This is a genomic window from Pseudomonas sp. 01L34, assembly GCF_056400265.1.
Map to the genome: position 1 here is coordinate 265362 of NZ_JBFTSX010000006.1, position 26398 is coordinate 291759.

The following is a 26398-nucleotide window of genomic DNA, read 5'->3' on the forward strand; positions in this document are numbered from 1 at the left end:
AAGCATTCAAACAGATGGAATTAGAAAATGCCCTCTAACATACCCCGAGGCCTGACCTAGAGCATCAGCTTGACGACCGACTCGTTCGGATCACGGGTCTTTCCAGCCGCTTTGAGTTCGGCAAGATAATCGTTCCACAGATCCTCTTGGCGCACCGCCAACTGGTACAGATATTCCCAGGTGAACAGTCCGCTGTCGTGGCCGTCGTCGAAGGTCAATTTCAGTGCGTACTGACCGGCCGGTTCTACCTTGCTCAGGCCTACGCCGATCTTGCCAAATTGCAGGATAGGTTTGCCGTGGCCCTGGACCTCGGCGGAAGGAGAGTGCACGCGAAGGAATTCTGCGGGCAGGTGATACTCCTCGCCGGACGCGTATTTGAGCGTCAGGGTTTTCGAGGCTTTGTGCAGTTTGATGTCGGTGGGGAGTTGGGTCGTCATGGGGCCGATCTTCCGTCTGTATGAAGGCCCTGTGTCGGCGGGTGATCTGTGGCGAGGGAGCTTGCTCCCGCTCGGCTGCGTAGCAGTCGTAAATCCGGCGAATGAGGTCTTGTAGATAAACCGCATTCACCGACTTTGGGGCCGCTTCGCGACCCAGCGGGAGCAAGCTCCCTCGCCACGGAAGCCCGCTCACACAGAATGAGACCTACAGGATATAACGGGACAGGTCTTCGTTCTGTGCCAATTCGCCCAAGTGGCTGTTGACGTAATCGGCATCGATCAGGATTGGCTTTTCCTCGTGGGTGCTGGCCAGATCGCCGGCGCTGAACGACACCTCTTCGAGCAGGCGCTCGAGCAGGGTGTGCAGGCGACGGGCACCGATGTTCTCGGTCTTCTCATTGACCTGCCAGGCGATCTCGGCAATGCGCTTGATGCCATCGGGCTGGAATTCGATGAGCAGGCCTTCGGTTTTCAGCAGCGCGCAATACTGCTCGGTGAGCGATGCATGCGGCTCGCTTAGGATGCGTTCGAAATCTTCCGGGCTCAGGGCCTTGAGTTCGACCCGAATCGGCAGGCGACCTTGCAGCTCCGGCACCAGATCACTCGGCTTGCTCAGGTGGAACGCACCGGAGGCGATGAACAGGATGTGGTCGGTCTTGACCATGCCCAGCTTGGTGTTGACGGTGCAGCCTTCGATCAGCGGCAGCAAGTCGCGCTGTACGCCTTCACGGGACACGTCGACGCCACCGGTATTGCCGCGCTTGGCGACCTTGTCGATTTCGTCGATGAACACGATGCCGTGCTGTTCGACAGCTTCCAGCGCCTTGGCCTTCAATTCTTCTTCGTTGACCAGGCGACCGGCTTCTTCGTCGCGAACCAGTTTCAGCGCTTCCTTGACCTTGAGCTTGCGGTTCTTGCGCTTGCCCTTGCCCATGTTGGCAAACAGGCTTTGCAGCTGGTTGGTCATTTCTTCCATGCCCGGTGGCGCGGAGATATCGACGCCGGTGATTTCGGCCACTTCGATTTCGATCTCCTTGTCGTCCAGCTGACCTTCACGCAGGCGTTTGCGGAACAGCTGGCGGGTGTTGGAGTCCTGGGCCGGGGCGGCGTCTTCGTTGCTGAAACCCATGCGTGCCGGTGGCAGCAAGGCGTCGAGGATGCGTTCTTCGGCGGCGTCTTCGGCGCGGTGGCGAACCTTGGTCATTTCCTGTTCGCGCAGCAGCTTGATCGCCGCGTCCGCCAGATCACGAATGATCGATTCGACGTCGCGGCCGACATAACCCACTTCGGTGAATTTGGTCGCTTCGACTTTGATGAACGGAGCGTTGGCGAGTTTGGCCAGGCGACGGGCGATCTCGGTTTTACCGACGCCGGTCGGGCCGATCATCAGAATGTTCTTGGGGGTGACTTCGACGCGCAGCTCTTCGGGCAGCTGCATCCGGCGCCAGCGGTTGCGCAAGGCAATGGCGACGGCGCGTTTGGCATCGTCCTGGCCGATGATATGGCGATTGAGTTCGTGGACGATTTCACGGGGGGTCATGGGCATAGTAATTGGCGGTCCTCAAGCAAAAGTGAGCCGTGGCGCTAGGCCAAGACAGGCTTACTCAGCGAGATCCTGCTCCTCGATGGTGATGTTGTGGTTGGTGAACACGCAGATGTCGCCAGCGATGCCCAAAGCGGTTTCGACGATTTCCCGGGCCGACAGGTCGGTCTTTTTCAACAGCGCGCTGGCCGCAGCCTGGGCGTAGCCGCCGCCGGAACCCATGGCGATCAGGCCTTCTTCAGGCTCAACCACGTCACCGTTGCCGGTGATGATCAGGGAGGCATCCTTGTTGGCGACCGCGAGCATGGCTTCGAGGCGGCTGAGGGAGCGGTCAGTGCGCCATTCTTTGGCGAGTTCGACAGCGGCGCGAACCAGGTGGCCCTGATGTTTTTCGAGTTGGCCTTCGAAACGTTCGAAGAGGGTGAAGGCGTCAGCGGTAGCCCCGGCAAAACCGGCGATAACCTGACCGTGGTACAGGCGGCGAACTTTCTTCGCGTTGCCTTTCATCACGGTATTGCCGAGCGAAACCTGGCCGTCGCCGCCCATGACGACTTTGCCGTGGCGGCGAACTGAAACGATGGTGGTCAAGGGAGAGTCTCCACGCAGCGGGGCGAAAATGCCTTATGCCAACTCATATGGGGGTGGTGGAGCGTTTTTCAACTGTAGGACGCGGCGGGGGACGAGCGGTGTGTCATTTGCGAAGGCGGGTGCAAGTGAATCCCTGTGGCGAGGGGGCTTGCCCCCGTTGGGGCGCGAAGCGGCCCTAAAGTCGGTCGCCGCGGTTGGCCAGACAGACCTTGGCGGTCGATTTTAGGGCCGCTTCGCAGCCGAACGGGAGCAAGCTCCCTTGCCACAAAAGCAGATTGCTTCTGACTGTAAAGTGGGATCAGCGGCTCTGGCGTTGTTGTAACAACAGGTTACTGAAGCCACTGCCCGCCAATTGTTTCTGGGCGGTGGTCAGTTGTTCGCGGTTGCTGAACGGGCCGACCAGCACCCGGTACCAGGTCTCGTCCTTCACCGTGCCGGATTCAACCGCCACGGCCTGACCCAGCAGGATGATCTGCGCCCGAACCTTGTCGGCATCGGCTTGTTTGCGGAACGAACCGGCCTGCAGGAAGAACTTGGTCACCGGCGCCGCTTTAGCCACCGGTGGCGCTGGCGGCGGAGTGATGCCGGCCAATGCCGCCTGAGCCCGGGCGGTGTCGATCTTCGCCGCTTCCGCAGGCGTCACCGGCGTGGTCGGCACGGCCGGCACCTGTGGCGTCGGCAGGGTTTTCTCCGGTACCGCATCCGGCGGCACGATCACTTCCGATTCCGGCAGCAAGGTGTAGAAGTCGTACTTCGGCTTCACCGGTTGCGTCGGGCTCGGCGGGGTCTTGTTGGCTTCGGCGATCTTGGTCGCTTTCTGCTGTTGCTCGACCTTCTCGCGCTTGACGCTGTCACTGCCCTTGCCCGGCTCCAGCTTCATCAGGAACACAATGAACGCGCCGACCGTCAGGCCGATGGCCATCCACAGCCAGCCCGGGATCGGTTGCTTTGCAGGAGCTTGGTAACGGCTGGCGCCACGCTTGGGTGCAGGTTTTTTCTTGGCAGCCAACTTACATACGCTCCAGAGTTTCCAGACCCAAGAGTTCCAGGCCTTGCTTGAGAGTGCGGCCGGTCAACGCAGCAAGGCGCAGACGGCTCTGCATTTGCGCCGGGGTATCGGCGCCGAGGATCGGGCAGTTCTCATAGAAACTGGAGAACAGGCCGGCAACATCGTACAGGTAGGTGCAGAGAATGTGCGGCGTGCCTTTGTCGGACACGTTATTCAGGATTTCGCCGAACTGCGCCAGTTTCGCCGCCAGCTCATGTTCGTGCGGCGCTTCGAGGACGATTTGCCCTTCGACTTCGCTGAAGTCCTTGCCAAGCTTGCGGAACACGCCGGCCACTCGGGTGTAGGCGTACAGCAGGTACGGTGCGGTGTTGCCTTCGAAGTTCAGCATCAGGTCGAAGTTGAAGCTGTAGTCGCTGGTGCGGTGCTTGGACAGGTCGGCGTACTTCACCGCGCCAATGCCCACGACCTTGGCGATGTTGCGCAACTCGTCTTCGGCCAACTCCGGGTTCTTCTCCTTCACCAGCGTGTAGGCGCGTTCCTGGGCCTCGGTCAGCAGGTCGATCAGCTTCACGGTGCCGCCGTCACGGGTCTTGAACGGGCGGCCATCGGCGCCGTTCATGGTGCCGAAGCCCATGTGTTCCATTTCCATCGGATGGGTCACGAAGCCGGCCTTGCGGGCGACGGCGAACACCTGCTGGAAGTGCAGGGCCTGGCGCTGGTCAACGAAGTACAGCGCGCGATCGGCTTTCAGCACGCCGCTGCGGTAGCGCACGGCCGCCAGGTCGGTGGTGGCATAGAGGTAGCCGCCATCGGCCTTGACGATGATCACTGGCAGCGGTTCGCCCTCGGCGTTCTTGAACTCGTCGAGGAACACGCATTGAGCGCCGTTGCTCTCGACCAGCATGCCCTTGGCCTTGAGGTCGTTGACCACGTTGATCAGGTCGTCGTTGTAGGCGCTTTCACCCATCACGTCGGCCATGGTCAGTTTGACGTTCAGCAGTTCGTAGATTTTCTGGCAGTGGGACAGCGAGATGTCCTTGAACTTGGTCCACAGGGCCAGGCAATCCGGGTCGCCGGCTTGCAGCTTGACCACCAGGCCACGGGCGCGGTCGGCGAACTCTTCGGACTCGTCGAAGCGCTGTTTGGCGGCGCGGTAGAAGTTTTCCAGGTCCGACAGTTCGTCGCTGGTGATCGGATTTTCCTGCAGATAAGCCATCAGCATGCCGAACTGGGTGCCCCAGTCGCCGACATGGTTCTGACGGATCACGGTGTCGCCGAGGAACTCCAGCACCCGGGCCACGCCGTCGCCGATGATGGTCGAGCGCAAGTGGCCGACGTGCATCTCTTTGGCCAGGTTCGGGGCCGACAGGTCAACCACGGTGCGCTGCACCGGGCCGGCCTTGCGTACGCCGATGTGGTCGTCGGCCAGGGCCGCGTCCAGGCGGGTCGCCAGGGCTTGGGTGTTCTGGAAGAAGTTCAGGAAGCCAGGACCGGCAATTTCGGCTTTGGAGACGTTTTCGTCAGCCGGCAGCGCGGCGATGATTTTCTCGGCCAGGTCACGGGGCTTCATGCCGGCCGGTTTGGCCAGCATCATCGCGATGTTGCTGGCGAAGTCGCCGTGAGTCTTGTCACGGGAGTTTTCCACCTGGATCGCCGGCGACAGGCCTTCAGGCAACACACCTTCGTTGACGAGTTGGGTGATGGCTTGTTGGATCAGCTGGCGAATGGTGTCTTTCATGGTCTTCTCTTTCGACCGCAGGCGCGGCGGCGCTTCAGTGCGCTAGTGGAAAAACTGGGCATTATCCGTTGCGAAGACGGGCTTGCCAACTATAGCGGGCAGGTTATGGATATGTGGTGACTATTCGACCGCTATCGCGGGCTTGCTCGCGAAAGCAACCTTCCAATCAATACAAATCCACAGGGTCGACATCCAAAGACCAACGCACTGCCCGCCCACTGGGCATCTGCTCCAAAGCCAGCAACCAACTGCTCAACAATCGATGCAGTGGCGCCCGGGCCGTGGCTTGCAGCAATAACTGTGCGCGATAGCGCCCGGCTCGGCGCTCCATCGGTGCCGGAACCGGCCCCAGCAACTCGATGCCGGTCAGATGCTGTTCGGTCAGCAGTCGTTCGGCCTCACTGCACGCTTCATCGAGGAACCCTTCGGCCTGCCCCGGTTTGTGCGCTTCGGCCCGCAGCAGCGCGAGATGCGCAAATGGCGGCAACCCGGCGGAGCGGCGCTCGCTCAGCGCCTGTTCGGCGAAGGCGAAGTAGCCCTGTTCGGTCAGTTGCACCAGCAGCGGGTGGTCCGCCAGGTGCGTCTGGATAATCACTTTGCCCGGTTCTTCGGCCCGCCCCGCGCGCCCGGCGACCTGCACGATCAACTGCGCCATGCGCTCGCTGGCGCGGAAGTCGCCAGAGAACAACCCGCCGTCGGCATCGAGAATCGACACCAGGGTCACCCGAGGGAAGTGGTGCCCTTTGGCAAGCATCTGTGTGCCGACCAGAATGCACGGCTGGCCTTTCTGGATGGTCGCGAACAACTGATTCATCGCGTCTTTGCGTGAAGTACTGTCGCGGTCGACCCGCAGCACCGGGACGTCCGGAAACAGAATCCCCAAGCGTTCCTCGGCACGCTCGGTACCGGCGCCCACGGGCCGCAAATCGACCTTGCCGCACTTCGGGCAATGCCGAGGCACGCGCTCGACGTAGCCACAATGATGGCAACGCAATTCGCCCGAGCGCTGGTGCACGGTCATTCGCGCGTCGCAACGCTGGCATTCGGACATCCAGCCGCAATCGTGGCAGAGCAGTGTCGGGGCGAACCCTCGACGGTTGAGGAACACCAGCACCTGCTGGCCGGCGGCCAGGGTCTGACCGATGGCTTGCTGCATCGGCCCGGAAATGCCGCTGTCCAGTGGACGACTTTTCACGTCCAGGCGCAGGAAGCGCGGTTGCTTGGCACCACCGGCGCGCTCATTCAGGCGCAGCAGGCCGTAACGACCGGTGTAGGCGTTTTGCAGGCTTTCCAGCGAAGGCGTGGCGGAGCCGAGGACAATCGGGATGTTTTCCTGCCGGGCGCGAACCAGCGCCAGGTCGCGGGCGTGGTAGCGCAAGCCTTCCTGCTGTTTATAGGAGCCGTCGTGCTCTTCATCGATGATGATCAGGCCGGGGTTCTTCATCGGCGTGAACAGCGCCGAACGGGTGCCGATAATAATGTCGGCTTCGCCATCCCGGGCGGCCAGCCAGGCGTCCAGGCGCTCGCGGTCGTTGACGGCGGAGTGGATCAGTGCGATGCGTGCATTGAAGCGCTGTTCGAAGCGCGCCAGGGTTTGCGGGCCGAGGTTGATCTCCGGGATCAGCACCAGGGCTTGCTTGCCGGCCTCGAGGGTTTCGCGGATCAGTTGCAAATAGACTTCGGTCTTGCCGCTGCCGGTGACGCCGGCCAGCAGGAACGCGTGATAACTGTCGAACCCGGCGCGAATCGCTTCATAAGCGGCGCGCTGCTCCGGGTTGAGCGGCAATTCCGGTTGTGCCAGCCAGTGTTCGTGGCGAGCGCCGGGCGCGTGCCTGCGGATGTCTACCTGCACCAGATCCTTGGCCAGCAACAGATCGAGGCTGTCCTTGCTCAGCATCAGTTTGCTCAGCAACTGATGGGCGACGCCATGGGGATGTTGCGCCAGGGTCGCCAGGGCTTCGCGCTGCCTCGGGGCGCGGGCGATGCGCGGGTCATCGAGGCTGGCGCCGGGCGCGGCGGACCAGAACCGCTCCTGACGGGCTTCGGCCAGTTCACCCTGACGCAGCAACACCGGCAGCGCCCAGCTCAACGTGTCACCGAGGCTGTGCTGATAATACTGGGACGTCCACAGGCACAGCTTGAACAGCGCGGGTGGCAGCGGCGGTACGGCATCGAGCAGGGCCAGCGCCGGTTTGAGCTTTTCTGTCGGGACTTCGCTGTGGTCGGTGATCTCCACCAGAATTCCGATCATCTCCCGCCGGCCGAACGGCACCCGCAAACGCATGCCCGGGTGTAACTGGGCGCGCAGGACTCCAGCCGGGGCGCGATAGTCGAACAGGCGGCGCAGGGGCGAAGGCAGGGCGAGGCGCAGAATGGCGTTGGGCACGCGATTGTTTACTCGGTGAAGGGGTGATGAAGAAGGCCGGGAGCCTAGCAGACGGTCGGATTTGTGTCCTCCATCAGGAAAGCGTTCAAGTGTTGACGAGTGGATTTTAATGCCAGGCAAGGCGCTACGACGACTCATAGCGCGCTATGGGGAGGAGTAGCAACGCAGCATGGCGTTAAAAGACGCCGTCAACATTGAACAGTCTTTCCTGATGGAGGGCACCCACGACAGCTTGCGTGTTTGCAAAGGTCTGGTAGAATCCGCGGCCTAATTACGTGCGGTATTCAACAATAGTGTTGGGTGGCGGCACGCTAGCCTGAGGAAGACACCATGAAAGCTGATATCCATCCAGAATACCCAGCAGTTGCTGTTACCTGCAGCTGCGGCAACAAGTTCGAAACCCGTTCGACCTACGGCAAAGCCCTGGCGATCGACGTTTGCAACGAATGCCACCCGTTCTACACCGGTAAGCAAAAGACTCTGGACACTGGCGGCCGCGTTCAGCGTTTCGCAGACCGTTTCGGTGCTTTCGGCGCGAAAAAGGCCTAAGGCCGATCAACTTGGGAAGCCGTTACGGTTTTTCCATGCTGATAAAAAAGGCGTCCCTCGCGGGCGCCTTTTTTATGTCTGCGATTTGGCTTTCCGCTGCCCAGGCCTTCTGCCCGGCGCCGAGCGGGCTGACGCCGGTCGCAGTCCAGCGGGTGGTGGATGGCGACACCTTGCGTCTGAGCGATGGGCGCAGTGTGCGCATGATCGGTTTGAACACGCCGGAGCTGGGCAAGCAGGGGCGTTCCGACGAGCCGTTCGCCGAGGCCGCGCGCAAACGCCTGGAAGCCCTGGTGGCCGCCAGCGACGGGCGGGTCGGTTTGCTGCCGGGTAAAGAAGGCAAGGACCATTACGGCCGCACGCTGGCCCATGTCTACAGCGTCGATGGCGCCAACCTCGAAGCGCAGATGCTTGCTGAAGGTCTCGGTTTTCAGGTCGCGGTAGCGCCGAACGTCGATTTGGTCGGCTGCCAGCAGGCGGCGGAACGCAGTGCTCGTCAGGCCGGTCTCGGGCTGTGGCGACAGTCACCTGTACTGAAAGCGGAGCAGATCAACGCGTCCGGCTTCGCCGTGCTCAGTGGTCGTGTGAGCAAGGTTCAGCGCAATCGCGGCGGGGTTTGGATCGAGTTGCAGGATTCAGTTGTATTGCGGGTTGCACCCAATTTGCTGGGGAAATTCGATGACGCGTCGCTTGAGAAGCTCAAAGGCAAGCAAATCGAGGCTCGTGGCTGGGTCGTGGATCGTTCGCGCCGTGGCGGGCTGAAGCCCGGGCAGGCACGCTGGCTTTTGCCGCTGACCGATCCGGCGATGTTGCAGGTCGCGCCGCAAGAAAAATTGTAGACATTTATTCTGTAGATTGTGAACAGTCTATCCCTTGTATTCCGTGGCTCTTGGCCCAAAGTCGTAGGGCAGGGCGCTTGACAGGGGTGACTGGTCAGTCTTGTGGGGACTTTGCGACACGAGTATCCTCGGCGGTCCGTCTGTCCAACAGTAAAAAGCGGAATGCCCACATGTCTGATTTGAAAACTGCCGCTCTCGAATATCACGCCAATCCTCGTCCAGGGAAGCTGAGTGTCGAGCTCACCAAGGCCACTGCTACCGCCCGCGACCTGTCGCTGGCCTACAGCCCCGGCGTAGCCGAACCAGTACGCGAAATCGCCCGCGATCCTGAACTGGCCTACAAATACACCGGCAAAGGCAACCTGGTTGCAGTCATTTCCGATGGCACCGCGATTCTGGGCCTGGGTAACCTCGGTCCATTGGCTTCCAAGCCGGTGATGGAAGGTAAAGGTGTTCTGTTCAAGCGCTTCGCCGGCATCGACGTGTTCGACATCGAAGTCGACTCCGAAAGCCCGCAAGCCTTCATCGACACCGTCAAGCGTATCTCCATCACCTTCGGTGGCATCAACCTGGAAGACATCAAGGCACCTGAGTGCTTTGAAATCGAACGCGCTCTGATCGAGCAGTGCGACATTCCGGTATTCCACGATGACCAGCACGGTACCGCGATCGTGACCGCTGCCGGCATGATCAACGCCCTGGAAATCGCCGGTAAAACCCTGCCGGAAGCCAAGATCGTCTGCCTGGGCGCCGGTGCTGCCGCCATCTCCTGCATGAAATTGCTGGTGAGCATGGGCGCCAACATCGAAAACATCTACATGGTTGACCGTACCGGTGTGATCCACTCCGGCCGTGATGACCTAAACCAGTACAAGGCCGTCTTCGCTCACGCGACCGACAAGCGCACCCTGGCTGACGCACTGGAAGGCGCTGACGTGTTTGTTGGCCTGTCCGGTCCGAACCTGCTGAGCGCTGAAGGCCTGAAATCCATGGCGGCCAACCCGATCGTGTTCGCATGCTCGAACCCGGATCCGGAAATCTCCCCGGAACTGGCGCACGCCACTCGCAACGATGTGATCATGGCCACCGGCCGTTCGGACTACCCGAACCAGGTCAACAACGTACTGGGCTTCCCGTTCATCTTCCGTGGTGCCCTGGACGTTCGCGCCAAGCGCATCAACGAAGAAATGAAAGTGGCTGCTGCCAACGCCCTGCGTGAACTGGCCAAGCTGCCAGTGCCTCAGGAAGTGTGCGATGCCTACGGCGGCATCAAGCTGGAATTCGGTCGTGAGTACATCATCCCGAAACCAATGGATGCCCGTCTGATCACCCTGATCTCCGATGCCGTGGCCAAGGCTGCAATCGAGACCGGCGTGGCGACCCTGCCGTATCCGAAGAACTACCCGCTGAAAAGCGTGGATGACGTGTTCAACGGCTAAGCCGTTGTAGCGCTTCAACCAAAGGCCCCGGCTCATTCTGAGTCGGGGCTTTTTTGTATCTGGGTGGTTTGCAGGCAGGCAATAAAAAGCCCCGCACTTCTTTCGAAGGCGGGGCTTTTTGGTGTTGCGGCGATCAGAACAAATCGATCGGCGCCGCTTCGTCCGCTGGTAGCGGGCTGCCCGGCACATTTCCGTTACCCAGCTCGTTCACCGACGGTGGCGTATCTTCGGCCTTGAACAGCTCAAAGTAGGCGCCAGGCGTGCTTGGGGTGGCTGCACGACCGCTGACCGGGTCGACCCGCAGGCTAAGGATGCCTTCAGGTTCCGGCTGGGTATGGGCTGGCTTGCCTTTGAGGGCAGCGCCCATGTAGTTCATCCAGATCGGCAGGGCGACGGTGCCGCCGAACTCGCGTTTACCCAGGCTTTCCGGTTGGTCGAAGCCGGTCCAGACGGTGGTCACGTAATCGGCGTTGTAGCCGGAGAACCAGGCGTCCTTGGATTCGTTGGTGGTGCCGGTCTTGCCCGCAATGTCACTGCGGCCCAAGGCCAGCGCACGACGGCCAGTACCGAGCTTGATCACGTCCTCAAGCATGCTGTTGAGGATGTAGGTGGTGCGACCATCGATGATACGTTCGGCCACCGCTGGCGCTTGTGACACTGGCTGGGCGCCTGGCGCTTCGCCTGGGATGGCGTTGACGGTGAAGGTATTGGCGGCCGGCACGGCGATGCCGTCGCTGACTACGTTGCTTTTCGGAACGCTCGGCGGGTTGGCAACGAACAGTGTGTCGCCGTTGCGGCTTTCAATCTTGTCGATGATATACGGGGAAATCTTGTAGCCGCCGTTGGCGAAGGTGCTCCAGCCAGTGGCGATTTCCATTGGCGTCAGGGTCGCGGTGCCCAATGCCAGGGACAGGTTGCGTGGCAGGTCCTGCTTGTTGAAGCCGAACTTGCTGATGTAGTCGATGGTGCGGTCGACGCCCAGCGCTTGCAGCAGGCGGATCGATACCAGGTTGCGCGACTTGTAGAGCGCTTCACGCATGCGGATAGGGCCGAGGAAGGTGTTGGTGTCGTTCTTCGGGCGCCAGACCTTGTCCAGGTACTCGTCGACGAACACGATCGGTGCGTCGTTCACCAGGCTGGCGGCGGTGTAGCCGTTATCCAGGGCGGCACTATAGACGAACGGCTTGAAGCTCGAACCTGGCTGGCGCTTGGCCTGCATGGCGCGGTTGTAGTTGCTCTGCTCGAAGGCAAAACCGCCGACCAGGGAACGAATGGCACCGTTCTGCGGATCGAGGGACACCAGTGCGCCCTGGGCCTGCGGAATCTGGCTGAATTTGAGCGAATTGTCCGGCTGACGTTGTACGCGAATCAGATCGCCGACCTGCGCGACGTCCGACGGCTGCTTCGGATTGGCGCCCATGCTGTTGGTGTTCAGGAACGGACGAGCCCACTTCATGGTGTCCCAGGCAACGTGTTCTTCGCCGGTGCGGGTCAGCACCTGCACGCCGTTCTTGTCGACCTGGGTCACGATCGCCGGCTCCAGGCTGCTGATGGTCCGCTGCTTGGTCAGTTCCTGGGTCCAGGCCTCTCGGGTTTTACCCGGCAGGCGTGACTCGGGGCCGCGATAACCGTGCCGTTGATCGTAGGTCATCAAGCCTTCGTGAACCGCGCTGTTGGCCATTTCCTGCAAATCGCTCGGCACCGTGGTGGTGACGCGGAAACCTTCGGTGTACGCATCGCTGCCATAGCGACCGACCATTTCGGCGCGGGCCATTTCGGCGACGTACGGTGCGTTCACTTCCGGAGTCGGCACGTGATAGCTGGCGTTCAGCGGTTCGTTGATCGCCGCGGTGTAGTCGGCTTCGGTGATCTTGCCGAGCTTGTACATGCGCCCCAGGATCCAGTCGCGACGCTCCTTGCTGCGGGCCGGGTTGGCCAGCGGGTTGAAGCGCGACGGGGCTTTTGGCAGACCGGCGATCATCGCCATCTGCGCCAGGCTGACGTCACGAATCGACTTGCCGTAATAGACCTGCGCCGCTGCCTCGATGCCATAGGCGCGGTTGCCCAGATAAATCTTGTTGACGTACAGCTCGAGGATTTCGTCCTTGGTCAGCTGCCGTTCGATCTGCAGGGCCAAGAGGATTTCGGTGGTTTTGCGCGAGAAGCTGCGTTCGCTGCTCAGGAAGAAGTTCTTCGCCACCTGCATGGTGATGGTGCTGCCGCCGGACTGAATGTGTCCGCTCTTTACCAGCTGGGTGGCGGCACGCATCAGGCTGCTGGGATCGACGCCGTAGTGGTTGGCGAAATTGTCGTCTTCAGCACTTAGTAACGCATTAATGAAATTGGGGGGAATGTCGGCGAAACGGATCGGCGTACGGCGCATTTCGCCAAATTCTGCGATCAGCTTGTTGTCGCTGCTGTACACCCGCAAAGGAATCTGCAACTGAATGCTTCTCAGCGCCTCCACAGATGGCAATCCAGGGCTAAGGTAAAGAAAGGCGCCGCTCAGACCCAGGAGCAGTCCGCAGAAAACGGCGACGATGGACCAACCGAAGAATTTCAGCAGACGAATCAAGGCTTTTGGATATCCAGGGCAAAGAATGAATTAGGCATCAGGGTTCAGGCTATAAAGAAAATGACCCGCGCTTGCAGTGAAAGCGGAAAAACGCTCGGCATTATAAGCATTTTTCCGCAGGGAGCGTCATTTGCGCTTCTGTCAAGACGGGGGGTATTGAACGCAATGGATATTACAGAGTCCGTAACTCACGGATAGTCATAGGGAATTGGTAGTGCTAGGACTCTTCAATAAAAAAACCAATGCGCTTCTGGGGATCGACATCAGCTCTACGTCGGTGAAGCTGTTGGAGTTAAGCCGCCAAGGCGACCGTTATCGGGTCGAGGCCTATGCGGTCGAGCCGCTGCCCGCCAGTGCCGTGGTCGAAAAAAATATTGCCGAGCTCGAAGGCGTGGGGCAGGCCCTTGCGCGCGTGCTGCTCAAGGCCAAAACCAGCCAGAGGAACGTCGCCGTGGCGGTCGCCGGCTCGGCGGTGATCACCAAGACCATCGAGATGGACGCCGGTCTTTCCGACGACGAGATGGAAAACCAGCTGAAGATCGAGGCCGATCAGTACATCCCGTATCCGCTGGATGAAGTGGCGATCGACTTTGAAGTGCAAGGCGCGTCAGTGCGCAACCCCGAGCGGGTCAATGTGCTGCTGGCCGCCTGTCGCAAGGAAAACGTCGAGGTTCGTGAAGCCGCCCTGGCCCTGGCCGGGCTGACCGCGCGAGTAGTCGATGTCGAAGCCTATGCCCTGGAGCGAGCGTTCGGCTTGCTGGCAACCCAGCTGGCCGCCTCTCAGGAGCATCTGACCGTGGCGGTAGTCGATATCGGCGCCACCATGACCACCCTGAGCGTGTTGAACAATGGGCGGATCATCTACACCCGCGAACAATTGTTCGGCGGCCGACAACTGACGGAAGAAATCCAGCGCCGTTATGGCCTGACGGTCGAGCAGGCTGGGTTGGCGAAGAAACAGGGTGGTTTGCCGGACGATTACGTCAGTGAGGTCTTGCAGCCGTTTCGGGATGCGTTGGTGCAACAAGTATCGCGCTCATTGCAGTTTTTCTTTGCCTCCGGCCAATACAGCTCGGTCGATCACATTCTCCTGGCCGGCGGCACTGCCTCGGTCCCAGGGCTGGATCGATTGATCGAGCAGCGTCTGGGTACGCCGACCCAGGTCGCTAACCCATTCTCCGACATGACCCTGAGCAGCAGGGTCAACGCCAGTGCCCTGGCGAGCGATGCGCCGGCACTGATGATCGCCTGCGGGCTGGCCCTCAGGAGTTTCGACTGATGGCACGGATCAATCTTTTACCCTGGCGTGAAGAGTTGCGCGAAGCGCGGCGCAAACGCTTTTTGCTGGCGTTGGCCGGTGTGCTGGCAGGGTCGGTGGGGGCACTGCTGATCACGGACCAGGTCATTAACAGCGCCATTGATCAACAAGTCGCGCGTAACGATTACATCGCCAAGCAGATTGCCGTGGTCGACGAACGGATCAAACAGATCAGCGATCTGAAGGCTCGTCGCCAGCAGCTCGTCGAGCGCATGCGCATCATCCAGGACCTGCAAGGCAACCGGCCGATCAGCGGGAGGATCTTCGATCAGTTGGCGCGCACCTTGCCGGACGGCGTGTATTTCACCGAAGTGAAAATGGTCGGCAAGACCTTGTCCATCACCGGCGCGGCGGAGTCCAACAATCGTGTTTCGGATTTGATGCGCAATCTAGATGCATCCGACTGGTTCGATGCGCCCAATCTCACGGAAGTCAAAGCGACCACCGCCGGTCAGCTGGATCAGGCCAATATTTTTCAGTTGACCGTCCGTCAGACTCAGCCGGCAATTGTGGGGGTGGCTAAATGAGGCTGTCCGAATGGCTCGAAGGGTTGCGCCAGATCGACATCAGCGATCTGGACACCAACAACATGGGTTCCTGGCCAAGGGCGATCAAGGTTCTTGCGAGTGTTCTGCTGATGGTGCTGGTGATGGCTCTGGGCTATAGCTTCCTGATCAGCGACCTGGAAAGCCACCTGGAACTCAAGCGTGAGGAGGAGTCGACGCTCAAGGAGCAGTTTGCGACCAAAGCCCACATGGCGGCCAATCTTGAGCTGTATACCCAGCAGATGAAGGAAATGGAGAACTCCTTCGGCATGCTATTACGGCAATTGCCCAGCGACACCGAAGTGCCCGGCCTGCTGGAGGACATCACCCGCACCGGCCTGGGCAGTGGCCTGGAGTTCGAAGAGATCAAGCTGCTGCCGGAGGTCACCCAGCAGTTCTACATCGAACTCCCTATCCAGATCACCGTCACCGGCGCCTATCACGACCTGGCCACTTTCGTCAGCGGCGTGGCGGGGTTGCCGCGGATCGTCACCCTGCATGATTTCGACTTGGTGCCGGCCAATCCCGAAGGCGGTCCGAAGTTGCGCATGAGCATCCTTGCCAAGACCTACCGCTACAACGACAAGGGGTTGCAGAAATGAACCCGATTCGTTGCCTGTCGATGATGATGTGTCTGGTCGTCCTGGCCGGTTGTGGCGGTGACAATGGTTTCAGCGACATAGACGCCTACCTGAACGAAGTGCGCCTGCGAGCGCCCGGCAAGATTGAACCAACGCCGACATTCCAGTCTTATCCGACATTCACCTACAGCGCTGCCAACCTGCGCAGTCCGTTCTCCCGGCAGGTCAGAGTCGATCTGGCTGGCCAGAAGCACGGCTCGCGCAACGTCAAGCCCGACCCCAACCGGGTCAAGCAGTACCTCGAAGGCTTCAACATCGAACAATTTGAAATGGTCGGCACAATCTCCAATGCCTCCGGCTCCTTTGCGCTGCTGCGCGGGGCGGGCGGTGTGCATCGGCTGAAAGTCGGCGATTACCTGGGACGTAATGATGGACGGATCGTCGCCATCAGCGCTTCGCAAGTCGATGTGGTCGAAATCGTTCCCGATGGCGAAGGAGCCTGGCTGGAGCGGCCGCGGACCATCCCTTTGAAAGAGCACTCATAGTGGAACTCGAACAATGAACAGGATTTTCTCAACCTTCGGTATTTCGCTATGGATAGCGTTTCTGTCGCCGTTGGTACAGGCGGCCAACCTCAAAGCGCTGGATGTCGCCGCGCTGCCTGGTGACCGTGTCGAGCTGAAGTTGTCGTTCGACGGGCCGCCACCGCAGCCTCATGGCTATACGACTGAGCAGCCTGCGCGGATTGCGCTGGATTTGCCGGGAGTTACCAGCCAGCTGGCGAACAAGAGTCGTGACCTGGGCGGCGGCAATGCCCGCAGCGCCACGGTGGTGGAAGCCAAGGACCGCACGCGGCTGATCATCGGTCTGACTCAACTGACTCCGTATAGCGCACGTGTCGAAGGTAACAACCTGTTTGTGGTCGTCGGGCAGGCGGCCGGTAACAAGGCGTCCAAACCGATTGCCAGCGCACCACGCGCGGCCACGGCGGTACCCGCACCCGCCAGAGCCAGTGCTCCCGTGGGCAAGGCTATTCGTGGCGTGGATTTCCAGCGTGGCACCCAGGGTGAAGGCAACGTGGTTATCGATCTGTCGGATCCATCCATTGCCCCGGACATTCAGGAACGCGATGGCAAGATCATCGTCGGCTTCACCAAAACCCAATTGCCTGAGCGGTTGCGCGTACGCCTCGACGTCAAGGATTTCGCTACCCCGGTGCAGTTCGTCAACGCCAGCGCCACGGGCGACCGGGCCATCATCAGCATCGAGCCCAGCGGCGCCTTCGATTATTCGACCTACCAGACCGATAACAAACTGACCATCAGCATCCGGCCGATGACTGTCGATGACTTGCAAAAACGCAACGCCGAACGTTTTGCCTACAGCGGCGAAAAGCTCTCGTTGAATTTCCAGGACATCGATGTGCGCTCGGTGCTGCAACTGATCGCCGATTTCACCAACCTCAATCTGGTGGCCAGTGACACGGTGCAGGGCGGCATCACGTTGCGCCTGCAGAATGTGCCGTGGGATCAGGCGCTGGACCTGGTGTTGAAAACCAAAGGCCTGGATAAGCGCAAGATTGGCAATGTGTTGCTGGTGGCGCCGGCCGATGAAATCGCCGCCCGGGAGCGTCAGGAGCTGGAGTCGCAGAAACAAATCGCCGAACTGGCGCCTCTGCGTCGCGAGCTGTTGCAGGTCAACTACGCCAAGGCTGCCGATATCGCCAAGCTGTTCCAGTCGGTGACCAGCGCCGAGGCGAAAGTCGACGAGCGCGGTTCAATCACTGTCGATGAGCGGACCAACAACATCATTGCCTACCAGACCCAGGACCGCCTCGACGAGCTGCGTCGCATCGTTGCACAGCTGGATATTCCAGTGCGTCAGGTGATGATCGAGGCGCGCATCGTTGAAGCCAACGTCGATTACGACAAAAGCCTCGGCGTGCGCTGGGGTGGTTCGGTGCAGAAGGGTAATTGGAACGGCTCCGGGGTCAACGGCTCTTCGACCACCGTCGGCACGCCGGGCAGCACCAGCACCAACTCGCCGTTCGTCGACCTTGGGACTTCCTCCAACACCTCGGGGATCGGCATCGCCTTCATTACCGACAATGTGCTGCTGGACCTTGAGCTGACGGCCATGGAAAAAACCGGCAACGGGGAAATCGTCTCGCAGCCCAAGGTGGTCACGTCAGACAAGGAAACCGCGAAAATCCTCAAGGGCACCGAAATCCCCTATCAGGAAGCCAGCTCCAGCGGTGCCACTTCAGTGTCGTTCAAGGAGGCTTCGCTGTCCCTGGAAGTGACACCGCAGATCACCCCGGACAACCGCATCATCATGGAGGTCAAGGTCACCAAGGACGAACCGGACTACCTGAACAAAGTGCAGGATGTACCGCCGATCAAGAAAAACGAGGTCAACGCCAAGGTATTGGTCAACGACGGCGAGACCATCGTGATTGGTGGGGTTTTCTCAAATACTCAGAGCAAGGTTGTAGATAAGGTGCCATTTCTCGGTGATGTGCCGTATCTTGGCCGCCTTTTCCGGCGTGACGTGGTTTCGGAGAAAAAATCCGAGCTGCTGGTATTTCTCACTCCGCGTATCATGAACAATCAGGCGATTGCTGTGAGTCATTGATTCTGTGCGAAATTTGATTCTTGTTGGACCGATGGGGGCTGGAAAAAGCACCATCGGCCGGTTGCTGGCCAAAGAGCTGCGCCTGCCGTTCAAAGATTCCGATAAGGAAATTGAATTGCGCACGGGCGCCAATATCCCGTGGATTTTCGATAAAGAAGGCGAACCGGGCTTTCGTGACCGCGAGCAGGCGATGATTGCCGAGCTGTGCGCGTCCGACGGCGTGGTGTTGGCGACCGGTGGCGGAGCGGTAATGCGCGAGGCCAATCGTCGGGCGCTGCACGCCGGTGGTCGGGTGGTCTATCTGCACGCGTCTGTCGAGCAGCAAGTGGGTCGAACGGCTCGCGATCGCAATCGGCCACTGCTGCGTACCGCCGATCCGGCCAAGACCCTGCGGGACTTGCTTGCGATCCGTGACCCGCTGTATCGGGAAATCGCCGACCTGGTGGTGGAAACCGATGAGCGGCCACCGCGGATGGTGGTGCTCGATATTCTCGAACGCTTGCAGCAGCTTCCGCCCCGTTAATGCACGGGGCGAAATGCGCTATCCTCGGCGTCCTGTCGCAGCCGCTCAAAGTTGTGGCGGATGATTACCGGACGGCGTCACACCAGCAGACGCCATGGAATTCGTAAACTCAAGGCAGGACGCCTGATTCCATCTTCACTGTGGGGACACATGCAGACACTCAAGGTCGATCTAGGCGAGCGCAGCTACCCGATTCATATTGGCGAAGGTTTGTTGGATAAGCCTGAGCTGCTAGCCCCGCATATCCGCGGGCGGCAGGTGGCGATCATCTCCAACGAGACCGTCGCGCCGCTCTACCTCGAGCGTCTGACCCGCAGTCTGGCGCAGTTCTCGGTCATTTCCGTGGTGCTGCCCGATGGCGAAGCCTTCAAGACCTGGGAAACCCTGCAACTGATTTTCGATGGCCTGCTGACTGCTCGGCACGACCGTCGTACCACGGTGATTGCCCTCGGTGGCGGCGTGATCGGTGACATGGCCGGTTTTGCCGCGGCCTGCTACCAGCGGGGCGTCGATTTCATCCAGGTGCCGACCACGTTGCTGTCGCAAGTCGATTCTTCGGTGGGCGGCAAGACCGGGATCAATCATCCGCTGGGCAAGAACATGGTCGGCGCCTTCTATCAGCCCAACGTGGTGCTGATCGATACCGCCACCCTCAACACACTGCCGGCCCGCGAACTGTCTGCCGGGCTGGCGGAAGTCATCAAGTACGGGCTGATCTGTGACGAGCCATTCCTGACCTGGCTCGAAGAAAACGTCGATCGCCTGCGCGCCCTGGACCAGGCCGCCCTGACTTACGCTATCGAACGTTCCTGTGCGGCCAAGGCGGCAGTGGTGGGTGCCGACGAGAAAGAGACCGGCGTGCGTGCCACGTTGAACCTGGGACATACCTTCGGCCACGCGATCGAAACCCATATGGGCTATGGTGTCTGGTTGCATGGTGAAGCAGTCGCTGCTGGCACCGTGATGGCTCTGGAAATGTCCGCGCGGCTGGGCTGGATCAGCGAAGAGGAGCGTAATCGCGGTATTCGCCTGTTCCAGCGCGCCGGCCTGCCGGTCATCCCGCCGGAAGAGATGACCGAAGCAGATTTTCTCGAACACATGGCAATTGACAAGAAAGTGATCGACGGTCGTTTGCGCCTGGTGCTGCTGCGCCACATGGGCGAAGCGGTGGTGACCGACGATTATCCGAAAGAGGTTTTACAGGCCACGCTGGGAGCGGATTACCGCGCCCTGGCTCAGCTTAAAGGTTAATAAGATCCCGATGACTAGTTTGCATGCCGACGAGGCTTTCCTCGGCCATTACCAGTTAAGTCATGACCCTTTCGCTCCACGGGTGCCTGGCTTCAAATTCTTCCCGGCCCAGCGCAAGCCGGTGCTGGGCCAGTTGCACCACCTGGCTCGCTACAGCCAGTTGCTGCTGGTGGTCACCGGTCCGCAAGGCAGCGGCAAAACCCTGTTGCGTCAGGCCCTGGTAGCCAGCACCAACAAACAGTCAGTGCAGAGCGTGGTGGTTTCCGCCCGTGGCGCCGGCGACGCCGCTGGCGTGCTGAATCAAGTGGCTCAGGCGCTGGACGTTGCTCAGGCCGAGATCGGTGCGATCCTGGCTCAAGTGGTGCAGCTTGCGCTCACGGGGCAGGAAGTCTATTTGCTGGTGGATGACGCCGAGCAACTCGACGAGTCTGCACTGGAAGCCTTGTTGGCCCTGGCTGCCGGCGCGCCGGAAGGTCGTCCGCATGTATTCCTGTTCGGTGAGTCCTCGCTGATTGCTCAACTTGATGCGCTGAGCCTCGAGGAAGAGCGTTTTCACGTCATCGAATTGCAGCCCTACACCGAAGAAGAAACCCGCGAATATCTGGATCAGCGTCTTGAAGGTGCTGGCCGGGGAATCGAACTTTTCACCGCGGATCAGATCTCTGATATTCACGAAAGCTCCGACGGTTGGCCTGGCAACATCAACCAGGTCGCCCGCGATGCAATGATCGAAGCCATGATTGCCAGCCGCTCAGCGGTCAAGCGTCCAAGTATGGGGTTCAACATGCCGAAGAAACACGTATTGGCAATTTCCGCCGTCGTCGTGGTCGCGGTAGCTGCCGCCTGGTTGATGCCAGGTCGAAACAAAGCACCGACCACCGGCGCGCCTGCCAACGAACAGGCACAACTGCCGCTGGGCCAGGGCACGCCAAAACCTAACAGTGCAGGCGCTCCCTCCGTGGAGTTCGCCGGTAATACGCAACCGATGCCATTGCCGTTGGTCGGTAACTCGCAGCCAGTGATGCGTGGTCCGTTGGCCGAAGCGGCTGGAGGCATTACCGAAGGCGATGATGGCGTACCGGTCGAAGGCTCCAGCGCCACACCGCCGACCGTGACCACCACTGCGCCACCGGCAGGCGTTCCAGCGGGGCCCGCGCCGACACCGGCTGCCAAGCCGACGCCTGCGCCGACTCAAGTCGCGACCGCCAAGCCTGTCGCGCCTGTGGCCAAGCCAGCGCCAGCGCCTGCACCGGCTGCCAAACCGGCTCCAGCGCCCGCCAAGCCGGCCGTCGTGGCCAAACCCGCCGAGAAGCCAGCTACCGTGGCCAAAGCCGCTGGTGGCAGCTGGTACGCAGGCCAGGCACCGGGCAGCTATGTAGTGCAGATCCTTGGCACCAGCTCCGAATCGACCGCGCAAAACTTCGTCAAGGAGCAGGGCGGCGAGTACCGTTATTTCAAGAAAGTGCTCAACGGCAAGCCGCTTTACGTCATCACCTACGGTAGCTTCGCCAACCGCGATGCAGCCGTTACTGCCATCAAGGCCTTGCCAGCGAAGGTTCAGGCTGGTAAACCTTGGCCTCGCACTGTCGCCAGCGTCCAACAGGAACTGGCAACAACTCGCTGAAGATTCGGCGGCCTTACCCAGGCCGCCTCTCCAAGCACCTCAAAATTTCTACAAGTGCGCGCGCTGTCTCTATAGACCGCGTGCCTTGTGGTGTCTGCGTCACAGTAGTCTTTGAGTCGCTGCGGTCAAAATTAAAAAAGTTTTGACTAGCACAGCATATCGCTTTAAACCTTTCACAAATGCGACATAGATTTGCGACATTTCGTCGTCAAATTTGTGAGCCTCTGTGTCGGTGTGTACAATGACCTCCCTTTTGCCCCGCAAAGCTGGCGTACGTTCGGCGTGGATGGTAACTGGTTGAATTGAAAAGAAATTTGCCTCGGTAAGAGGCAGCCTGGTGAGAAAGTGTCTATGAAAGCAGGTCTGTACCAACCAGATGAATTCAAGGATAACTGCGGTTTTGGCCTGATAGCCCATATGCAGGGCGAGCCCAGTCATACCCTTTTGCAAACGGCCATTGAGGCCCTGACCTGCATGACCCACCGCGGTGGGATCAACGCCGACGGCAAGACCGGTGACGGTTGCGGTCTGCTGATTCAAAAGCCGGATGTGTTCCTGCGTGCCATCGCCCAGGAAACCTTCGGCGTCGAACTGCCCAAGCAATATGCCGTGGGCATGGTCTTCTTCAACCAGGATCCGGTGAAAGCCGAAGCCGCTCGCGAGAACATGAACCGCGAGATCCTGGCCGAAGGCCTGACCCTGGTCGGCTGGCGCAAAGTGCCGATCGACACCAGTGTCCTCGGCCGCCTGGCCCTCGAGCGCCTGCCGCTGATCGAGCAAGTGTTCGTCGGTGGTGAAGGCCTGAGCGATCAGGACATGGCGATCAAGCTGTTCAGTGCCCGTCGTCGTTCGTCCGTGGCCAACGCCGCCGATGTCGATCACTACATCTGCAGCTTTTCCCACAAGACCATTATTTACAAAGGCCTGATGATGCCGGCGGATTTGACCGCCTTCTATCCAGACCTGAGCGACCAGCGCCTGCAAACTTCGATCTGCGTGTTCCACCAGCGCTTTTCGACCAACACGCTGCCGAAATGGCCGCTGGCGCAGCCGTTCCGCTTCCTTGCCCACAACGGCGAAATCAACACCATCACCGGCAACCGCAACTGGGCGCAGGCCCGTCGCACCAAGTTCACCAATGATCTGATGGATCTGGATGAACTCGGCCCGCTGGTGAACCGTGTCGGTTCCGACTCCTCCAGCATGGACAACATGCTCGAGCTGATGGTCACCGGTGGCATCGACCTGTTCCGTGGCGTGCGGATGATCATCCCGCCTGCGTGGCAGAACGTCGAAACCATGGACCCGGATCTGCGTGCGTTCTACGAATACAACTCGATGCACATGGAACCGTGGGACGGTCCGGCCGGCGTGGTAATGACCGACGGTCGCTACGCGGTGTGCCTGCTCGACCGTAACGGCCTGCGGCCGGCGCGTTGGGTCACCACCAAGAACGGTTTCATCACCCTGGCCTCGGAAATCGGTGTCTGGAACTACCAGCCTGAGGACGTGATCGCCAAGGGGCGTGTCGGCCCGGGCCAGATCTTTGCCGTGGACACCGAAACCGGTCAGATCCTCGACACCGACGCCATCGACAACCGCTTGAAGTCCCGTCATCCGTACAAGCAATGGCTGCGCAAGAATGCCCTGCGCATTCAGGCGACCATGGAAGACAACGACCACGGATCAGCGTTCTACGACGTCGACCAGCTCAAGCAATACATGAAGATGTACCAGGTCACGTTCGAAGAGCGCGACCAGGTGCTGCGTCCGCTCGGCGAGCAAGGCTACGAAGCCGTCGGCTCGATGGGTGACGATACGCCGATGGCCGTGCTGTCCCAGCGCGTGCGCACGCCGTACGACTATTTCCGTCAGCAGTTCGCGCAGGTCACCAACCCGCCGATCGACCCGCTGCGCGAAGCCATCGTCATGTCGCTGGAAGTCTGCCTCGGTGCCGAGCGCAACATCTTCCAGGAGTCGCCGGAACACGCCTCGCGCGTGATCCTCAGCTCGCCGGTCATTTCTCCGGCCAAGTGGCGCTCGCTGATGAACCTCGATCGCCCAGGCTTCGAGCGTCAGATCATCGACCTCAACTATGACGAGAGCGTCGGTCTCGAAGCCGCGGTGCGTAACGTCGCCGATCAGGCTGAAGAAGCCGTTCGCGCCGGTCGCACCCAGGTCGTACTGAGTGACCGTCACATTGCTCCGGGCAAGCTGCCGATCCACGCTTCGCTGGCGACCGGTGCCGTGCACCATCGCCTGACCGAAAAAGGCCTGCGTTGCGACTCCAACATTCTGGTGGAAACCGCGACCGCTCGTGATCCGCACCACTTCGCGGTGCTGATCGGTTTCGGCGCCTCGGCGGTCTACCCGTTCCTGGCCTATGAAGTGCTGGGTGACCTGATCCGCACCGGTGAAGTGCTGGGCGACCTCTATGAGGTGTTCAAGAACTACCGCAAAGGCATCACCAAGGGCCTGCTCAAGATCCTGTCGAAGATGGGCATCTCGACCATCACGTCGTATCGCGGTGCGCAGCTGTTCGAGGCCATCGGTCTGTCCGAAGAAGTCTGCGAACTGAGCTTCCGTGGTGTGCCAAGCCGCATCAAGGGTGCACGCTTCGTCGACATCGAAGCCGAGCAGAAAGCCCTGGCGGCCGAAGCCTGGAGCCCGCGCAAGCCGATCCAGCAAGGCGGTCTGCTGAAGTTCGTCCACGGTGGCGAATATCACGCCTACAACCCTGACGTGGTCAACACCTTGCAAGCCGCAGTGCAGCAGGGCGACTACAGCAAGTTCAAGGAATACACGTCACTGGTGGATAACCGCCCGGTGTCGATGATCCGCGACCTGCTCAAGGTCAAGACCCTCGACACGCCGATGGACATCAGCGAAGTCGAGCCTCTGGAGTCGGTGCTCAAGCGCTTCGACTCCGCTGGTATTTCGCTGGGCGCCCTGTCGCCGGAAGCCCACGAAGCCCTGGCCGAAGCCATGAACCGCCTCGGTGCGCGTTCGAACTCCGGCGAAGGCGGCGAAGACCCGGCGCGCTACGGCACCATCAAGAGCTCGAAAATCAAGCAAGTCGCCACTGGCCGCTTCGGTGTGACTCCGGAATACCTGGTCAACGCCGAAGTGCTGCAGATCAAAGTCGCCCAGGGTGCCAAGCCCGGCGAAGGTGGTCAGTTGCCAGGCGGCAAGGTCAACGGTCTGATCGCCAAGCTGCGTTACGCAGTGCCGGGCGTGACCCTGATTTCGCCTCCGCCGCACCACGACATCTATTCGATCGAAGACTTGTCGCAGCTGATTTTCGACCTGAAACAAGTCAACCCGAATGCGCTGGTTTCGGTGAAGCTGGTGGCAGAAGCGGGCGTTGGCACCATCGCGGCCGGTGTGGCCAAGGCCTACGCGGACTTGATCACCATCTCCGGCTACGACGGCGGCACCGGTGCATCGCCACTGACCTCGATCAAATACGCGGGTGCGCCGTGGGAACTCGGCCTGGCCGAAACCCACCAGACCCTGCGTGGCAACGACCTGCGCGGCAAAGTCCGGGTACAAACCGATGGTGGCCTGAAAACCGGCCTCGACGTGATCAAGGCAGCCATTCTCGGCGCTGAAAGCTTCGGCTTCGGCACCGCGCCAATGATCGCCCTGGGCTGCAAATACCTGCGCATCTGCCACCTGAACAACTGCGCCACCGGCGTTGCGACTCAGAACGAGAAGCTGCGCAAGGATCACTACATCGGGACCGTCGACATGGTGGTGAATTTCTTCACCTACGTCGCCGAGGAAACCCGTGAGTGGCTGGCCAAGCTGGGCGTGCGCTCCCTCGAAGAGCTGATCGGTCGTACCGATCTGCTGGAAGTCCTCGAAGGCCAGACCGCCAAGCAGAACCACCTGGACCTGACTCCGTTGCTCGGCAGCGATCACATCCCGGCAGACAAGCCTCAATTCTGCCAGGTCGACCGCAACCCGCCGTTCGACAAAGGCCTGCTGGCCGAGAAAATGGTCGACATGGCCACCTCGGCAATCAACGACCTGAGCGGTGCCGATTTCGCCCTGGATATCTGTAACTGCGACCGTTCCATCGGCGCGCGGATCTCCGGTGAAATCGCCCGCAAACACGGTAACCAGGGCATGGCCAACGCGCCGATCACCTTCCGCTTCAAAGGGACGGCGGGTCAGAGCTTCGGCGTGTGGAACGCTGGTGGCCTGAACATGTACCTGGAAGGCGACGCCAACGACTACGTCGGCAAAGGCATGACCGGCGGCAAACTGGTCATCGTTCCGCCGAAAGGCAGCCTCTACAAGACGCAGGACAGTGCCATCATCGGCAACACCTGCCTGTATGGCGCCACTGGCGGCAAGCTGTTCGCCGCCGGCACCGCTGGCGAGCGTTTCGCGGTGCGTAACTCCGGTGCTCACACTGTGGTGGAAGGCACAGGCGATCACTGCTGCGAGTACATGACCGGTGGTTTCGTCTGCGTTCTGGGCAAGACCGGTTACAACTTCGGCTCAGGCATGACCGGTGGTTTCGCCTACGTGCTCGACCAGGACAACACCTTCGTTGACCGGGTCAACCACGAACTGGTGGAAATCCAGCGGATCAGCGGTGAGGCGATGGAAGCCTATCGCAGCCACTTGCAACGCGTGCTGAACGAATACGTCGAGGAAACCGACAGCGAGTGGGGTCGTAACCTCGCTGAAAACCTCGATGACTATCTGCGTCGTTTCTGGCTGGTCAAGCCCAAGGCTGCCAACCTGAAATCGTTGCTATCCAGCACCCGTGCCAACCCGCAGTGATATGCGCCTGAAGAGTTTGATGAGG

General features: G+C 60.4%; 19 protein-coding genes. 12 read left to right on the plus strand and 7 right to left on the minus strand.

Annotated features, from left to right (window positions below; translation table 11 throughout):
* Nucleotides 1–56: 56 nt before the first annotated feature.
* The 6 genes from AC1DQM_RS20265 to AC1DQM_RS20290 form a co-directional block, all read right to left on the minus strand.
* Complete coding sequence (locus AC1DQM_RS20265; RefSeq protein WP_018929151.1) at nt 57–437, minus strand: gamma-butyrobetaine hydroxylase family protein; 381 nt, start codon at nt 435–437, stop codon at nt 57–59.
* Between the two features lie 205 nt (nt 438–642).
* A complete protein-coding gene (gene hslU, locus AC1DQM_RS20270) occupies nt 643–1983 on the minus strand; it encodes an ATP-dependent protease ATPase subunit HslU (RefSeq protein WP_477746746.1) in 1341 nt (446 codons plus the stop codon).
* A 54-nt stretch (nt 1984–2037) separates the two neighbouring features.
* Nucleotides 2038–2568: an ATP-dependent protease subunit HslV gene (hslV, locus tag AC1DQM_RS20275; RefSeq protein ID WP_007936812.1), complete on the minus strand. Its 531-nt coding sequence runs from the start codon at nt 2566–2568 to the stop codon at nt 2038–2040.
* Nucleotides 2569–2866: 298 nt separating this feature from the next.
* Nucleotides 2867–3577 carry an SPOR domain-containing protein gene (locus AC1DQM_RS20280; RefSeq protein WP_007936813.1) on the minus strand — a complete coding sequence of 237 codons (711 nt, stop codon included), beginning with the start codon at nt 3575–3577 and terminating at the stop codon, nt 2867–2869.
* 1 nt (nt 3578) lies between these two features.
* Nucleotides 3579–5315, minus strand: coding sequence for an arginine--tRNA ligase (gene argS, locus AC1DQM_RS20285; RefSeq protein ID WP_018929149.1), 1737 nt, complete (start codon nt 5313–5315; stop codon nt 3579–3581).
* A 166-nt stretch (nt 5316–5481) separates the two neighbouring features.
* A complete protein-coding gene (locus AC1DQM_RS20290; RefSeq protein ID WP_018929148.1) occupies nt 5482–7701 on the minus strand; it encodes a primosomal protein N' in 2220 nt (739 codons plus the stop codon).
* 330 nt (nt 7702–8031) lie between these two features.
* Here AC1DQM_RS20290 and rpmE point away from each other — a divergent pair, with 330 nt between their 5' ends.
* The 3 genes from rpmE to AC1DQM_RS20305 all read left to right on the plus strand — a co-directional run bounded on the left by rpmE (nt 8032) and on the right by AC1DQM_RS20305 (nt 10525).
* Nucleotides 8032–8250, plus strand: a complete 219-nt coding sequence (gene rpmE / locus AC1DQM_RS20295; RefSeq protein WP_018929146.1) for a 50S ribosomal protein L31 — start codon at nt 8032–8034, stop codon at nt 8248–8250.
* Nucleotides 8251–8285: 35 nt separating this feature from the next.
* On the plus strand, nt 8286–9086 hold the full coding sequence (locus AC1DQM_RS20300) for a thermonuclease family protein (protein ID WP_477746747.1): 801 nt from the start codon (nt 8286–8288) through the stop codon (nt 9084–9086).
* Between the two features lie 170 nt (nt 9087–9256).
* The gene (locus AC1DQM_RS20305) at nt 9257–10525 is read left to right on the plus strand and encodes a malic enzyme-like NAD(P)-binding protein (protein ID WP_018929144.1); all 1269 of its coding nucleotides are present in this window, start codon (nt 9257–9259) and stop codon (nt 10523–10525) included.
* A 133-nt stretch (nt 10526–10658) separates the two neighbouring features.
* On the opposite strand, the gene AC1DQM_RS20310 is transcribed toward AC1DQM_RS20305, so the two are convergent.
* Nucleotides 10659–13097, minus strand: coding sequence for a penicillin-binding protein 1A (locus AC1DQM_RS20310; RefSeq protein WP_477746832.1), 2439 nt, complete (start codon nt 13095–13097; stop codon nt 10659–10661).
* Between the two features lie 217 nt (nt 13098–13314).
* Between AC1DQM_RS20310 and AC1DQM_RS20315 the strand changes: the two genes are divergently transcribed.
* From AC1DQM_RS20315 to gltB, 9 genes are all read left to right on the plus strand, one after another.
* Complete coding sequence (locus AC1DQM_RS20315) at nt 13315–14379, plus strand: pilus assembly protein PilM (RefSeq protein WP_018928618.1); 1065 nt, start codon at nt 13315–13317, stop codon at nt 14377–14379.
* Complete coding sequence (locus tag AC1DQM_RS20320) at nt 14379–14945, plus strand: PilN domain-containing protein (protein ID WP_018928617.1); 567 nt, start codon at nt 14379–14381, stop codon at nt 14943–14945. Before AC1DQM_RS20315 ends, AC1DQM_RS20320 begins: the two co-directional genes overlap by 1 nt.
* Nucleotides 14942–15565, plus strand: coding sequence for a type 4a pilus biogenesis protein PilO (pilO, locus tag AC1DQM_RS20325; RefSeq protein WP_018928616.1), 624 nt, complete (start codon nt 14942–14944; stop codon nt 15563–15565). Before AC1DQM_RS20320 ends, pilO begins: the two co-directional genes overlap by 4 nt.
* On the plus strand, nt 15562–16089 hold the full coding sequence (locus AC1DQM_RS20330) for a pilus assembly protein PilP (RefSeq protein WP_477746748.1): 528 nt from the start codon (nt 15562–15564) through the stop codon (nt 16087–16089). The genes pilO and AC1DQM_RS20330 overlap by 4 nt, the downstream gene beginning before the upstream one ends.
* 13 nt (nt 16090–16102) lie before the next feature.
* Nucleotides 16103–18178 carry a type IV pilus secretin PilQ gene (locus AC1DQM_RS20335; protein ID WP_064615925.1) on the plus strand — a complete coding sequence of 692 codons (2076 nt, stop codon included), beginning with the start codon at nt 16103–16105 and terminating at the stop codon, nt 18176–18178.
* Nucleotides 18179–18182: 4 nt separating this feature from the next.
* The gene (aroK, locus tag AC1DQM_RS20340; protein WP_019581860.1) at nt 18183–18701 is read left to right on the plus strand and encodes a shikimate kinase AroK; all 519 of its coding nucleotides are present in this window, start codon (nt 18183–18185) and stop codon (nt 18699–18701) included.
* 150 nt (nt 18702–18851) lie between these two features.
* On the plus strand, nt 18852–19952 hold the full coding sequence (gene aroB / locus AC1DQM_RS20345) for a 3-dehydroquinate synthase (protein WP_018928613.1): 1101 nt from the start codon (nt 18852–18854) through the stop codon (nt 19950–19952).
* A 10-nt stretch (nt 19953–19962) separates the two neighbouring features.
* Nucleotides 19963–21576 carry an AAA family ATPase gene (locus tag AC1DQM_RS20350; protein WP_064615929.1) on the plus strand — a complete coding sequence of 538 codons (1614 nt, stop codon included), beginning with the start codon at nt 19963–19965 and terminating at the stop codon, nt 21574–21576.
* Nucleotides 21577–21927: 351 nt separating this feature from the next.
* Nucleotides 21928–26373: a glutamate synthase large subunit gene (gene gltB, locus AC1DQM_RS20355; protein ID WP_064615931.1), complete on the plus strand. Its 4446-nt coding sequence runs from the start codon at nt 21928–21930 to the stop codon at nt 26371–26373.
* Nucleotides 26374–26398: the final 25 nt, after the last annotated feature.

Excerpts from the sequence above, each read along its gene's own strand:
- AC1DQM_RS20265 (WP_018929151.1), bottom strand. The coding sequence starts at position 437 with ATGACGACCCAACTCCCCACCGACATCAAACTGCACAAAGCCTCGAAA.
- hslU (WP_477746746.1), bottom strand. The coding sequence starts at position 1,983 with ATGCCCATGACCCCCCGTGAAATCGTCCACGAACTCAATCGCCATATC.
- argS (WP_018929149.1), bottom strand. The coding sequence starts at position 5,315 with ATGAAAGACACCATTCGCCAGCTGATCCAACAAGCCATCACCCAACTC.
- rpmE (WP_018929146.1), top strand. The coding sequence starts at position 8,032 with ATGAAAGCTGATATCCATCCAGAATACCCAGCAGTTGCTGTTACCTGC.
- AC1DQM_RS20300 (WP_477746747.1), top strand. The coding sequence starts at position 8,286 with ATGCTGATAAAAAAGGCGTCCCTCGCGGGCGCCTTTTTTATGTCTGCG.
- AC1DQM_RS20305 (WP_018929144.1), top strand. The coding sequence starts at position 9,257 with ATGTCTGATTTGAAAACTGCCGCTCTCGAATATCACGCCAATCCTCGT.
- AC1DQM_RS20320 (WP_018928617.1), top strand. The coding sequence starts at position 14,379 with ATGGCACGGATCAATCTTTTACCCTGGCGTGAAGAGTTGCGCGAAGCG.
- pilO (WP_018928616.1), top strand. The coding sequence starts at position 14,942 with ATGAGGCTGTCCGAATGGCTCGAAGGGTTGCGCCAGATCGACATCAGC.
- AC1DQM_RS20330 (WP_477746748.1), top strand. The coding sequence starts at position 15,562 with ATGAACCCGATTCGTTGCCTGTCGATGATGATGTGTCTGGTCGTCCTG.
- AC1DQM_RS20335 (WP_064615925.1), top strand. The coding sequence starts at position 16,103 with ATGAACAGGATTTTCTCAACCTTCGGTATTTCGCTATGGATAGCGTTT.
- aroB (WP_018928613.1), top strand. The coding sequence starts at position 18,852 with ATGCAGACACTCAAGGTCGATCTAGGCGAGCGCAGCTACCCGATTCAT.
- AC1DQM_RS20350 (WP_064615929.1), top strand. The coding sequence starts at position 19,963 with ATGACTAGTTTGCATGCCGACGAGGCTTTCCTCGGCCATTACCAGTTA.
- gltB (WP_064615931.1), top strand. The coding sequence starts at position 21,928 with ATGAAAGCAGGTCTGTACCAACCAGATGAATTCAAGGATAACTGCGGT.